Genomic DNA, 13,885 nt, shown 5'->3' on the forward strand with positions numbered 1-13,885 from the left:
CCTATACCTCAACCCCCATAAGTTGTAAGAGTATTACTATTTGACCTACATGATAACAATCATGGCTAATAATACCATAAAGATTCTCCTCCAATGTACCATATTCCCCAAAAGGTTTTTCTAAGTCCTCATCATTTCTATACTTAAGAAGATCAATTAATTTTTTGTGAGAGCTTTTTAATTTTTCTATAGTATTTTTCCATTCCTCTTCAGAAGGATTCTCAGGAGTTCTAAAGTCCTCCTCAGATGGCTCTCTTCCCTCTAAAAGACTTATTACGTATTCCTTTCCAGAGATTAAATGATTTACAATTTCCCAGATAGAGTTTACCTTTTCCTCCTTCCATATTGCTTCCTTTACAGAAACCTTTTCGAGAATATCTAAAACTGAATGAGACCAAAGACCTGCATTTTTTTGAAAAGCTTTATCTATATAATTAATAAGATTTTCTAATCTTGATTTATTCATAAAAAACCCCCTTTTTTAATTTATCTCTTTTCTTTTTGGATTTATTGTAGCATAATTTAAATACTATGTCATATATTGAATTACTTCTTAAGATTAAAAATGAATTAGACAAAGAAGAAGATTTTAAGGAGAGTATAGAAAGAATTAATATTCTCTTAAGGGAAAACTTAGGAATTTCCATAAAATTAGAAGTCTTAGAAAATCCTATTTGTCCTAAAGAAGATATTTCAGATAGAAATTTCTATACTGTTATTCAAACCATTTATTCATCATTTATATTTAATGCAATAAATAAAAATAAAGCCTTAGATAAGGAAGACATTGCGTTTATTAAAATTCTAGCCCTATTTATTAAAGAACAAATAGAAAAAAATGAAAGAAAAACATTAAGAGATTTTACCTTTTCTTTGCTTTCTAAAAGAAATATCAATGAGCTCTTTGAAGAAATTTTAAAAGAATTAGAAAAGATTGTGCCTTATACCTCTGCGAGTATAGGGATCCTAGAAAAAGATACTCTTCAGTATCTTTGTTTTCGTGGATTTGAGAAGTACAGTGCAGATAAATTTATGAAATCCTTTAAAATGGAAAGAAAAAAATTTCATACTCTTGATACTGTTTTAAAAACAAAAAATCCTCTTCTTATCGAAAATACAGAAGATTATCCTTTTTGGCTTCATATTCCCGAAACTTCTTGGATAAAATCTTTTCTTATGATTCCTATAATTTATAAAGATGAAATTACAGGTATCATCAGTTTTGATAGTGATAAAGCTTATACCTTTTCTAAAGAAGATATAGAAAAAGTAAATTCTATAATTCCAATTCTTGCTCTTTCCTTTGAAAATGTAAAACTTTATGAATCTCTTAAAAAGGAATTGGAAGAAAAAATTATAATCGGAAAGAAACTTCAATCTTCTCTCTATCAGGTAATAAAGGTAGCATCAGATCTTGTCGAGACAAAAGACCCCTATACCGCTGGACATCAAAAAGAAGTAGCAAGAATCTCCATTATCATAGGAAGAGAAATGGGTTTATCTCAAGAAAGACTAAGATTTATTGCCATATGTGCTCTTCTTCATGATCTAGGAAAAATTGCCATTCCTTCGGAAATATTAAACAAACCATCCATCTTGAATCCCCTTGAAAGAGCTCTTGTAAACACTCATCCTGAAATAGGATATAATATTCTTAAAAAGATAGATATCTTAGGAGAAGTAGCACCTGTGGTATATCAGCATCATGAAAGATGGGATGGTTCAGGATATCCTTTAAATTTAAAGAATAACGAGATTCTTCTTGAGGCAAGAATAATTGCGGTAGCAGATGTAGCTGAAGCCATGACTTCCCACAGACCTTACCGCCCTGCCCTACCCTTTGAGTTTGTATTAAAAGAATTATCAGAGAAAAAAGGAATACTTTATGATCCCTTAGTGGTAGATGCCTTTTTAGAGGCATATAGAAAAGGAAAGATAAAACCTAAAAGGTTATAATAATATATAATATTCTTGGGGAGAGATTTTATGAAGAAAAAAAAGATGATCACAATAAAGGATATAGCACGAGAAGCAAAGGTAAGTCCAACTACTGTATCAAATGTAATCCATAAAAATTACCAGCATGTATCCCTAGAAACAGCAAAGAGAATAGAGAAAATAATAAAAGAAAAAGGATACATTCCCAATATGCTTGCAAGATCCTTAGTAAAAAGACACTCTAAAATCATCGGAGTTATAAATTGTCTTATTCCCACAGAAAGAGGAAGTTTTGTCCAAGATCCTTTTCATACAGTTTTTATTGGAGGAGTAGAAAAGGAACTAAGTAAAAGAGGATATTTTATCATGCTAAGGACTGTAAATGAAAAAGAAGAATTAAATACTCTTCTTAAAAATTGGAATTTAGCTGGAGTAATTATTACAGGAATTTTTGAAGACGAATTCTATCAGGTATTAAAAACTTCTGAAATTCCTGTAGTTTTGATTGATAGTTATGTTTTTGATAACTCATTTTTAAAGGTTGGTTTAGAAGATTTTAAAGGGGGATATTTAGCAACTAAATATTTAATAGAAAAAGGGCATAAAAATATTTTATTTGTATCTCCAAAAATAAAACCAAAGGGAGTATTGGAAGAAAGGTTAAAGGGATATAAAAAAGCCTTAGAAGAGGCAGGTATATCCTTTAAAGATAAAAATATTTATGAACATGGAACAAGAATTGATGAATGTATTGCTTTAGGAAAGAAAATAAGTAATAGAGATGATATAACCGCTATTTTTGTAACCGCTGATATTATGGCTGCAGGAATTATGAGTGGTTTAATAGAAAAGGGAGTAAAAATTCCCGATGATATTTCCATTATAGGTTTTGACGATTTAGAGATAGGTCTTATTACCAATCCAAGATTAACCACTATACATCAGGATGTTGAAAGGAAAGGAATAATAGCAGCTCAAATGATTGTAGAACAGATTGAAGGACAAAAAATAAAAAAAAGGGAAGTTATATTACCCGTTTATATAGTTGAGAGAGAAAGTGTGAAAGATTTAAATAAATTTTGAGAAAAAGAGAAAAAATTAAAGTAAAATGATAAAAAAGATCAATATTTTGGATAAAATTATAAATTTTTCACTTTGTATATAATAATAAAAGTATTAAAATTTTTTTAGAACGTTTAACGTTAAAGTTAAAAGGAAAAAAATTGAGAAAGGGGGTATTTATAATTAAGAAATAGTTTAACGTTAAACCTTAAGAATCTCTTATCCTATTTTGCATAAGGAGGCGTATTAGAATGAAAAAATATTTTTTAATTGTTTCCTTAATATTAGTTTCATTAATCACCTTTTCACTAAGTTCTGATGATTTTGTCGTAGCAACAAAATTTTCGGGACCAAACGAGGAAGGATATTGGGGACCATACGGACCTGCCTTCACTCTCAAAGACAATGTATTAATTTTTGATTCAAGCATTCCCAATGCATGGATGACTTTAAATTTTAAAGATGATTTCATGGAACCAGAGGATTATAGATATGTAGTAATCACTATGAGAGCAGATGATCCTGAGGATGCCCAAAATATTTTAATGACCTTTGGAGATATTAAAAAACCTATAAAAGATTGGAAGATAAAGCTAAAGACTGAATTTACTACTTATATATTAGATTTATTTGAATTCGGTCTTACTAAATGGGGTGATGGAACAAAAGCAGAACCTGATTTTGCATTAAATAAAGCAACTGCAAAAAAAGCAAAACTTTTTGTACAAAGCATTATTCTCACTAACGATAAAGAAACTTTTGAATAAATCAAATTAAAAATTTTTTGGGGAGGTGGATCATGTTTAAAAAATTATTCTTATTACTTCTTCTTACAACTCTTTTCTTTTTAGTAAGCAGTAATATTTTAGTTGCTCAACAAAAAATAGTTTTAAGACTTGGGATGTGGCCTGAGCCTACTTTAAAAGGTGATGTAGAAATGTTTGAAAGATGGAAGAAAGAATTTGAAAAGAAATATCCTAATGTGCAAGTAGTTCCAGCAACTTATAAATACTCTCCCGATACTTTTGTTCCTTTAGCTGAATCTGGAAATTTACCTACTATTTTTGAAACATGGTTTACAGAGCCTCAAAAATTGATTGCAGGAGGATTTGTAAAAGATATAACTAATGAACTTCGAAAAAAAGGCTGGGATAAATTAATGAACCCATCAGTAAAAAATATTTTATCTAAGGATGGAAGAATTTATGGAGTTCCAAGAGATGCTTATGCCCTTGGAATGTATTTAAATCTTGATCTTTTCCAAAAAGCTGGATTAATGAATCCTGATGGAACTCCTAATTATCCAAGAACATGGTCAGAACTCGCAAAATTTGCAAAAATTATAAAGGATAAAACAGGAAAAGCAGGTCTTTGTTTATTAGCAAAGGATAATGCAGGAGGATGGCATTTCACTCAAATTGCTTGGAATTTTGGAGCAAAATTAGAAGTGCAAAGAGATGGAAAATGGTATGCCAATCTAAATTCAAAGGAAGTAATTTCCGCTATGAATTTTGTAAGGGATCTTAAGTGGAAATACAATGTACTAACCGACGATCCTACTAGTGAAGATTGGGGATCTGGCTTTGAAGCTATTGCTACAGGAAGATCCGCTATGTATCTTGGTGCTCAAGATGCGGTAAACCAACCCACTCAAGTTTATGGATTACCATTAGATAAATTAGCAATAGTTCCTGTACCTGCAGGTCCTAAGGGGCATTATTCTTTAATGGGAGGAACTCCATACATGTTTAGCGCTAAGGCATCTTCTGAAGAAATAATGGCAGCACTTAATTTTCTTGAGATTATGGGTAAAGCCCCTGTAGTTACCCCAGAATCTTTAGCAGGTATGAAAGCGGATGCGGAGAATAGGATAAGAAATGGGGTTCCTGTAATTCCTTCCTTCCCAGCATGGATAGAACCTAATTGGTTGAAAGCTCAAGAAGATATTGTAAATAGATACAGAAATGTAAATATGGCTCTATATAATGATTATTATAATTGGATTAAGAAAAGGGGAGTTTTAAGACCAGAAGAGCCTCATTTGACCCAAGATATGTATGCAGAACTTACAAAGGTACTTCAGGCAGTATTAACCAATAAGAATGCAGATATAGTTAAATTATTGGATACTGCTAATAAAAATCTCCAAAGTCTTTTAGATACATATATAAATAAGAAATAGATATTAGGAAAAGCCAGGGTGCTTCTTTGGTACCCTGGCTTTCCTTCTTAGGAGGTCTGAAATGTTTAGAAAATATAGAAAAGATATATCAGGATGGCTAATCATGCTTCCTGGTATCATTCTTTTTAGTTTCTATATTTGGGAACCTCTATTAGCAAGTATTGTTATGTCCTTTTACTCTGCAAAGGGGATAAGATTGGAAAGATTTGTAGGTTTACAGAATTATATAGCAGTCCTAAATCATCCTGACTTTAAATCTGCCTTTTCTAATACTTTTTCTTATACTTTTTGGTCTTTGATTATAGGATTTTTAGTTCCTATAATTCTTGCAATTATTCTTAATGAAATTATTCATTTTAAAGGATTTTTCAGAATTTCTATATATCTTCCCAATGTGATTCCTGGACTTGCTGTAACTATTATGTGGCTTTTCATATACAGAGCAGGAAGAACAGGACTTTTAAATATAATCCTTGGAAACTTTGGTTTTCCTCCTCAGGCTTGGCTCACCAAATCCCATTTAGTTATTCCTTTAATTGTTCTTTTCATGACATGGAGATCAGCAGGAGCAACAACTTTAATTTATCTTGCAGGATTACAAGGTATAGATCAAGAGCTCTATGAAGCGGCAACTATAGATGGTGCTAATATATGGGCAAGATTAAAATATATTACTCTACCTCAAATATATAATTTAGCAAGAACTCTATTAATACTTCAAATAATTTTTGTTTTTCAAGTACTCTATGAGCCCTTAGTTCTCACTAATGGTGGCCCCAATAATGCTTCTATTTCTCTCATGCTTCTTGTATATAAATATGCCTTCGAAAAATTTGATTATCCAAAGGCAGTTTCTGTTTCTGTAATAATTGCATTAGTTTTGATCATATTGACAGGTTTATATAACAAATTAGTAAAGGAAAATGAAATGTAATGGGGGTTTTATAATGTTTAGATCTTTTACAAAGGATAGTGGATTAATAAGAACCTTTGATTTAAAAAAGCCATCTATAAGAATAATATATATAATTCTTTTAATAATCTCTCTATTTATAGTTTTTATTGCCTTAGCTCCTATAATTTGGACTATCTTATCAGGATTTAAGTCATTAAGTGAGTTTGTAAATGAACCTAAACTTCTTCCAAGTTCCTATAATATAGGAAAATTTATTGAGACATGGAAGACATTAGAATTTACTAGATTCTATATTAATTCTTTCATAGTAGTTATTGGAAGTATATTTTTTGCTGTTATAGGAAATGGACTTTTAGGTTATGCCCTTTCTAAAATAAGACCAAGAGGATCTAAATTTATATACTTTCTAATCCTTTGGAGTCTAATGATTCCAGCTACTACGAGCATTGTACCTCTTTTTCTTAATATAGTAAAATTGAAGCTTCAAGGTTCTTTTCTTCCCCTATGGATGTCTGCAGGTGCCAATGCTTTCTTTGTTATCTTATATAAAAACTTTTTCGATTCTATACCTCAATCTGTTATAGAAGCAGCAAGAATTGATGGATGTAATGAATGGTCTATTTTTTTCAAAATTGTATTTCCTTTAAGTTATTCCATTAATACTGTTGTCACTATTTTTACTATCAATGCTTCTTGGTCTGATTTTCTTCTTCCCTATCTCTTACTAAATAACACGGGAAAGGAAACAGTAATGGTTAGATTGTTTTTATTTAGAAATAGTGTTGCTACAGATGTGGATATTATAAGAGCTGTTACCTTCTCAATAATTCCCCCAATTATTCTCTTTGCCTTTTTCCAAAAATATATGAGAGAAGGAATCTCAAATATAGGAGTAAAAGGATGATTTTTTTAGGGAGGTGCTTTTTATGATAAAAAGGATTAAAATTATTTCCTTTTTTATTTTTCTATTACTTTTGCTTGGCACAAATTTTGCTCAAAATTTAGAAAAAGCCTCCGATGCAAAACTTATTATTTATGAAGCCCCAAAAACTATGAAGCCAGCTCAAGGAATTAAAGTGAAAGTTGGAGGACATGAAGTTTTTGTTTACGATATTCCTGTAAATCCTCATAGGAGATGGTTAGGAAATAACGAAATAGAACTTTCTTCTACTCCCATGTGCTATTTTGATTTTAGTGGTGGAATCATCAGAATAGAAATTACAAAGGATAAAGAGATAAAATCTTGTAATATTCTTCCTTCTTCTTTTAATATTATCCCTAATATTTCCGGTAAAAATGTGACCTTTTTCATAAGAGATCCTGGATTTTATACCGTTATTTTTGATGACTCTCCAGAAAACGCCCTACATATCTTTGCTAATCCTATAGAAGAAAATATTCCTGATAAGAATGATCCTAATGTGATATTTATTGAACCTGGAGAATGGATTATAGATAATATTCCCCTACAAAGTGGACAAACTTTGTATTTATCTGGTGGTGCAGTCTTACATACTTCTATTCATGGGATATTTTTAAATAATATTACTATTAAAGGAAGAGGAATTATAGATGGAAGTATATGGAAAAATTGGTTAACCCCAGGAGAGATTGCAAGAGTTCCTATAAATTTAAGAAATAGTAAAGGAATAACTATAGAAGGGATAATTATTACAAATCCCAATGCTTGGGCACTAAATTTATACGAATGCGAAAACACTATTATAAAAAATGTTAAAATTATTACTGCACGCCAAAATGGAGATGGCATTACCATTCAATCTTCTAGAAATATTCATGTTTCTGACTCTTTCGTAAGAAGTTGGGACGATAGCTTGGTTATAAAAAACTATGCAGGAGATTCTAAATTTATAAACTTTAATAACATACAAATATGGACAGATCTTGCCCAATCTATGGAAATCGGATATGAAACCAACAAAGGAATGAAAGAAAATCCAATAATTTCTGATATTAGCTTTAGAGATATTACAGTACTCTATAATTTTCATAAGCCAGTAATAAGTATACATAATAGCGATAATGCTTTAGTTAAAAATATTTATTATGAAAATATTATAGTGGAAAATGCTCTTATGGGAGAAGGAGATGCAGGAGAAAATAATCAGTTAATTGATTTTGCAATTCTTTCTAGTCAATGGTCTTCTACTAAGGAAAGGGGAAATGTTAGAAATGTTTATATAAACAACGTAAAGGTATTAAAGGGAAAATTTCCCCCCTCAAGAATTATAGGTTACGATGAAAATCATACTATAGAGAATGTAAATATTAAGAATCTTGTAATTCTTGGTAAAGAGATAAAATCTCTTGAAGAAGGTAGATTTAAGATCAATCCTTTTGTAAAGAATATAAATATTACTCAGGAAAAGGTGGTAGGAAAAGATTTTCTAAGCGTTCCTAAAACTATTATTGAAGGTAATGGGCTTGTATCTCCTGAGAATCTTTTAATAATAAAAACTCCCGAACAGAAAGAAGCTGAAATTCCTGAAAAATTTAAAATTACTCAAGTAATTGTCCCTGAGAAACCTTCGGGGGAAAATGTTGCTCTTAAAAAGCCAATTTCTGCAAGTAGCTATCAAGATGTTTACATGCCAAGATATGCAGTAGATGGAAGAATTAAAAGCTATTGGGAAGGAAAAGCTAACACCTATCCTAATATTGTAATAGTTGATCTTCAGAAGGAATGTAATATTCATACTATAAGAATTGCTCTAAATCCAGATAAAATTTGGAGTAAAAGAGTTCAAACCTTTGAGATAAAATTTAGTCTTGATGGAGAAACTTATAAAGTATTAGTACCAAAGGCAGATTATATTTTTGATCCCATGACTAGTAATATTGTAGATATAAAACTTCCAAAAAGAGAAAAGGTAAGATATATCCAAATAATTTTTTATGCAAATACAGGGGCAACAGGAGGGCAGATTGGAGAATTAGAGATATATGAGTAAAAGAAGAAAGGAGTTTAATACATGGAAAAGAAGATGATACCATGGGGAAAAATTTTATCATATGAAAAATCTGAGGAATCAATTATTATAAATGGAGAATATGAGAATCTTAAAATAGAATTTATTACAGATAAAATCGTTAGGCTTCATTTCTCAAAGGATAAAAATTGGAACCATAATTATTCCTTTGCTATAGAAAAGAAACTCCCTAAATCTAACTTTGAAATCTTAGAGAAGGAAAAAGATTTAATTTTAAAGAGTAAGGAGCTTTTTCTATTAATCGATAAAAATTCTGGTAATATTAAGATTTTTAATAATGGTGGGGATCTTTTATCTTCTGATTATGAGAATTTAGGTTATGTAAGATTTAAAAACAAAGTGTATTCTTTTAAAAAAATTGACAAAGAAGAGGCATTTTTGGGGCTAGGAGAAAAATTGGGAGGATTAAATAAAAAAGGTAAGAAATTTGTCAATTGGAATACTGATGATCCTCACCATTATCCTAATACAGATCCTTTATACCAAACTCATCCTTTCTTCCTAGCATGGAACATGAATTTTTCTTATGGGATATTTTTTGATAATACCTTTAGAACCTTTTTTAATTTAGGGGAGGAAAATAATAAATATTTTTATTTTTATGCTGATAATGGAGAAATGGATTACTACTTTATATATGGACCTTCACCAAAGGAAGTAATAGAAGGATACACCTTTCTTATTGGAAGATATTATATGCCTCCCATCTGGTCTTTAGGATATCAACAATCCAAATGGGGTTATGGAAGCTTAGAAAAAGTAAAAGAAATTGCTGAGAATTTCAGAAATAAAAATATCCCCTGTGATGTTATCTATTTAGATATAGACCATTTAGAAGATTTTAAGGTCTTTACTGTAGATAAGGAAAAATTTCCTAATATGAAAGAGTTAATTGAAGAATTAGATAAAAAAGGTTTTAAATTAATACCTATCGTAGATCCTGGGGTAAAAAAGGATGTAAATTTTGAAATATTTAAAGATGGAATTGAAAAAGATTGTTTTTGTAAAAAATCTACTGGAGAAATATATATAGGATATGTATGGCCTGGTGAGTGTGTCTTTCCTGATTTTGTAAAAGAAAGGGTAAGGGAATGGTGGGGAGAAAAACAAAGGAAAATCATTGACCTAGGATTTTCAGGTGTCTGGAATGATATGAATGAGCCTTCTTCCTTTTCTCATCCCCTGAATTCTATCTATAAAACCTTTGAGAAAAATAATACTTTTTGGGGGATATTTTCTGACCACAAAGATGAAGTTTATTATGAAAAGACCTTTCCTAAGGATGTAGTTCATGGAGAAAAGGGAGAATATTCTCATGATGAGATCCATAATGTTTACGGTCTTCTTATGGTGAAGGCAAGTTTTGAAGGCTGGAAGAAGGAAAAACCTAATCTTCGCCCCCTTATTCTGACAAGAGCAGGATATTCAGGAATACAAAAATACTCTGCAGTATGGACAGGAGATAATAAAAGTTGGTGGGAGCATCTTTATATAAGCATTCCTATGCTTCAAAACTTAAGCATATCTGGAGTTCCCTTTGTAGGAGCAGATGTAGGAGGATTTGGTTTAGATTCTTCACCAGAACTATTTGCAAGATGGATAGAATTAGGAATTTTCTATCCCTTTCTTAGAAATCATTCAGAGTTAAATACAAAACCTCAAGAACCTTGGTCTTTTGGAGAGGAAATTGAAAATATTGCAAGAAAATATATAAAACTTAGATATAGACTTATTCCATATCTTTACTCACTTTTTTGGGAAGCAAAAGAAAAGGGAATACCTCCTTTAAGAGCTTTAATTCTTGAATTCCCTCATGATCCTGAAACTCTTTATAATGATGATGAATTCATGTTAGGTCCAAATTTATTAATTGCTCCAATTTATAGAGAAGGAGCAAGAGCGAGAGTAATATATCTCCCTAAGGGAAAATGGTATGATTTCTGGACTAGGAAAATTTATGAAGGAAATAATTATTTTTCTTACTATGCTCCTTTGGATATAATACCTGTATTTATAAAAGAAGGAAGCATAATTCCCCTATGGGAACCTCAAAACTATGTGGGAGAAAAAAAACAAGAAGTCTTAGAAGTCCTTGTTTTTCCTTCCATAGGAAATTTTATATATTATGAAGATGATGGTATTTCCTGGAATTATCAAAAGAAAGAATACAATTTAATTAAGTTTTCCATTAAAGATAATATTTTTGAAATTGAATATCTTCATAAAAATCTCCCTTCTGAAAGAAAAATTTTCAGAGTAAATTTTTTAGGAAGAATCATAGAGATTGAAGATAAAGGAGAGAATATAAAAATAAAATTATAAGAAAAAATTACTTTTAATAAGAAATTTTGATTTTTACTTGACAACAAAAAATCTAAAGTTCTAAAATTGGTTAGACCATTTTAAGAGGAGGTCTAAGAATTGAAACCTATAACACGAACAAAATTAACAGAAAGCATTATAAAAGCTATCATGGAATATGTAGAATCCCAAAAAATGAAGGTAGGAGATAAACTCCCTTCAGAAAGGGAATTATCTAAAGCCTTAAGAGTTAGTAGACCTCTTTTAAGAGAAGCCATAAGGGTTATGGAAAGCCTAAATCTTATTGAAGTAAGACCGGGAAGTGGAATTTATATTAAAAATCCTTTTAATCCAGAGATGTCATATTTAGTTCTTCATATAGATAAACAAGAGAAAGATAAATTATTAGAGGTTTTAAAAGTAAGAAAAGTTCTAGAAAAACTTGCCATAGAAGAAGCAGTAAAAAATATAAATAAAGAGGACTTAGATAAAATTGAAAAATTATTAAATATACTCGAAGAGACTCAAAGAAGAGGAGACAAGAGCTTAGAAGAAAATTGGGCATTTTACAGTACCATATATTACGCATCTAAAAATAAGTTTTTATATGACTTTTTAGAGGGTTTAAAGGATTTTTATCTTTCATGGCAAGACCCTAATGAAAACCCTGTCTTTGCTGAAAAAACATATTCTTATCATAGAGAATTATTTGAAGGAATAAAATCAAAGGATCTAAAAAAGATTAATTCTACTATAGATCGTTTCTACAAAATTTGGGAAGAAGAGATTGAGAAAAGATATAGATAAATAAGATTTTATGAGAAAGAAAAAAGCAATATTTTTTCTAATTTTATCTGCAGTTTTATGGAGCTTAGGTGGAGTTTTAATTAAAATAGTAGATTTGAATCCTATAGCAATTGCAGGTACAAGAAGTGCAATAGCAAGTTTAGTAATATTAATTTATTTAAAGAAAATTAAACCTTCATTTAATCCTATCCAAATTACAGGAGCATTATTCTATTCTGGAACAGTTATTCTTTTTGTATTAGCAAATAAACTTACCACTGCAGCTAACGCCATACTTTTACAATATGGTGCTCCTTTATATGTTGCCCTTTTAAGTTATCCGATATTAAAAGAAAAAGTGGATAGAATAGATTGGATAGCTATTTTATTAATGCTAATAGGAATATATATTTTTTTCCTCGATGAACTACAATTTAATAATTTTATTGGAAATATAATAGCTATATTAAGTGGCATAAATTTTGCTTTTTTTATTATATTTATGAGAAAACAAAAGGATAACTCTCCTATAAATTCTGTATTACTAGGAAACATAATTACTGCTCTAATCGGTCTTCCCTTTATAATTAGATCTTTTAATTTAATAAATCTAAAAAACTTTATAGGGTTAACCCTCTTAGGAACAATCCAAATAGGAATATCCTATATTCTTTATTCCATTGCCATAAAAGAAGTTTCAGCCCTCGAAGGAGCATTAATTCCCATGATAGAACCCATTCTTAATCCCATATGGGTATTTCTCGCCATAGGAGAAATTCCTGGAAAATATTCCCTTTTAGGTGGAAGTATAATACTTGCCACTGTGAGTTTAAGATATTTATATCCTGCTATAAAAAATAGATATGATAAAATTTATTTATAAAAAAATTTTTTAAGAGGTGGATCATGAAAAGAGTAATACCTGTCCTGCTTTTTATATTTTTACTCTCTTCTTTAATTTTCCCTATAGATTTTGAGAATGCAAATAGGAGTTTCTTTGAGGCAAGAAGAGACAGAGATAAAAATAAAATCCTTGCTCTTATTGAAACATTAGAAAAAGATCCAAATCTTTTAAAAGACTCTCAATTATTAACAGTAATTGCGGATTGTTATTTAGAATATGGATACTGGGGAGTAGCAGGAAGAGAAAAGGAAAAATATTATGAAAAAGCAAGATCCTATGCAGAGAAAGCCCTACAAATTGATCCAAATAATGGAAGAGCTTGGTACATAGCAGGAGCATCTATAGGAAGACTGGCTCAGTATAAAGGAATTATTCAAAGTCTTTTTATGCTTGGAGATTTTGATAAATACATAGGAAAAGCTATTGAAATTCTTAATGATCCCCTCTATAAAGGCTTTGCTCTTCTTGCCATGGGAATGAGATATAGAGATGTTCCTTGGCCTTTATATAATTACGATAAGGCTGAAAAATATATGAAAGAAGCATTAAAATATGTGCCTAATTATCCCAACATCTATCTTGAGCTTGGCTATTTATATTTAAAGATAAACAAAAAAGATTTAGCAAAGGAAATGTTTTTAAAAGTTATAAATTCTGAACCTCATCCGTGGCTTGTGAAAACCCATGAAGAATCAGTAGAAAATGCTAAAAAAGAATTAGAAAAAATTAAATAAGAAGGGGGGCTCTTAGCCCCCCTGTTTTATTAGAGCCTTTTTGTTATTTTC

General features: G+C 30.3%; 12 protein-coding genes. 11 read left to right on the forward strand and 1 reads right to left on the reverse strand.

Annotated features, from left to right (window positions below):
- Position 1: 1 nt before the first annotated feature.
- Positions 2-466 (reverse strand): DinB family protein, encoded by a 465-nt coding sequence (locus tag NZ841_06745; GenBank protein ID MCS7202455.1) that lies wholly within the window; start codon positions 464-466, stop codon positions 2-4.
- A 65-nt stretch (positions 467-531) separates the two neighbouring features.
- Here NZ841_06745 and NZ841_06750 point away from each other — a divergent pair, with 65 nt between their 5' ends.
- The 11 genes from NZ841_06750 (at position 532) to NZ841_06800 (ending at position 13,834) form a co-directional block, all read left to right on the forward strand.
- A complete protein-coding gene (locus tag NZ841_06750) occupies positions 532-1,956 on the forward strand; it encodes an HD domain-containing protein (protein MCS7202456.1) in 1,425 nt (474 codons plus the stop codon).
- 30 nt (positions 1,957-1,986) lie between these two features.
- Positions 1,987-3,021 carry a LacI family transcriptional regulator gene (locus NZ841_06755; protein ID MCS7202457.1) on the forward strand — a complete coding sequence of 345 codons (1,035 nt, stop codon included), beginning with the start codon at positions 1,987-1,989 and terminating at the stop codon, positions 3,019-3,021.
- A 230-nt stretch (positions 3,022-3,251) separates the two neighbouring features.
- Positions 3,252-3,767, forward strand: coding sequence for a hypothetical protein (locus NZ841_06760; protein MCS7202458.1), 516 nt, complete (start codon positions 3,252-3,254; stop codon positions 3,765-3,767).
- 32 nt (positions 3,768-3,799) lie between these two features.
- Positions 3,800-5,182 (forward strand): extracellular solute-binding protein, encoded by a 1,383-nt coding sequence (locus tag NZ841_06765; GenBank protein MCS7202459.1) that lies wholly within the window; start codon positions 3,800-3,802, stop codon positions 5,180-5,182.
- Positions 5,183-5,243: 61 nt separating this feature from the next.
- Positions 5,244-6,116, forward strand: a complete 873-nt coding sequence (locus NZ841_06770) for a sugar ABC transporter permease (protein MCS7202460.1) — start codon at positions 5,244-5,246, stop codon at positions 6,114-6,116.
- Between the two features lie 13 nt (positions 6,117-6,129).
- Positions 6,130-7,002 carry a carbohydrate ABC transporter permease gene (locus tag NZ841_06775; GenBank protein ID MCS7202461.1) on the forward strand — a complete coding sequence of 291 codons (873 nt, stop codon included), beginning with the start codon at positions 6,130-6,132 and terminating at the stop codon, positions 7,000-7,002.
- Positions 7,003-7,024: 22 nt separating this feature from the next.
- The gene (locus NZ841_06780) at positions 7,025-9,070 is read left to right on the forward strand and encodes a discoidin domain-containing protein (GenBank protein ID MCS7202462.1); all 2,046 of its coding nucleotides are present in this window, start codon (positions 7,025-7,027) and stop codon (positions 9,068-9,070) included.
- Positions 9,071-9,091: 21 nt separating this feature from the next.
- Positions 9,092-11,431 (forward strand): glycoside hydrolase family 31 protein, encoded by a 2,340-nt coding sequence (locus NZ841_06785; GenBank protein MCS7202463.1) that lies wholly within the window; start codon positions 9,092-9,094, stop codon positions 11,429-11,431.
- A 99-nt stretch (positions 11,432-11,530) separates the two neighbouring features.
- On the forward strand, positions 11,531-12,217 hold the full coding sequence (locus NZ841_06790; protein ID MCS7202464.1) for a FadR family transcriptional regulator: 687 nt from the start codon (positions 11,531-11,533) through the stop codon (positions 12,215-12,217).
- A gap of 10 nt (positions 12,218-12,227) precedes the next feature.
- Complete coding sequence (locus NZ841_06795; GenBank protein ID MCS7202465.1) at positions 12,228-13,079, forward strand: EamA family transporter; 852 nt, start codon at positions 12,228-12,230, stop codon at positions 13,077-13,079.
- A 23-nt stretch (positions 13,080-13,102) separates the two neighbouring features.
- Positions 13,103-13,834: a tetratricopeptide repeat protein gene (locus NZ841_06800; protein ID MCS7202466.1), complete on the forward strand. Its 732-nt coding sequence runs from the start codon at positions 13,103-13,105 to the stop codon at positions 13,832-13,834.
- Positions 13,835-13,885: the final 51 nt, after the last annotated feature.

The sequence above is a fragment of the Dictyoglomus sp. genome (genome assembly GCA_025060475.1).
Taxonomy (GTDB): Bacteria; Dictyoglomota; Dictyoglomia; order Dictyoglomales; family Dictyoglomaceae; genus NZ13-RE01.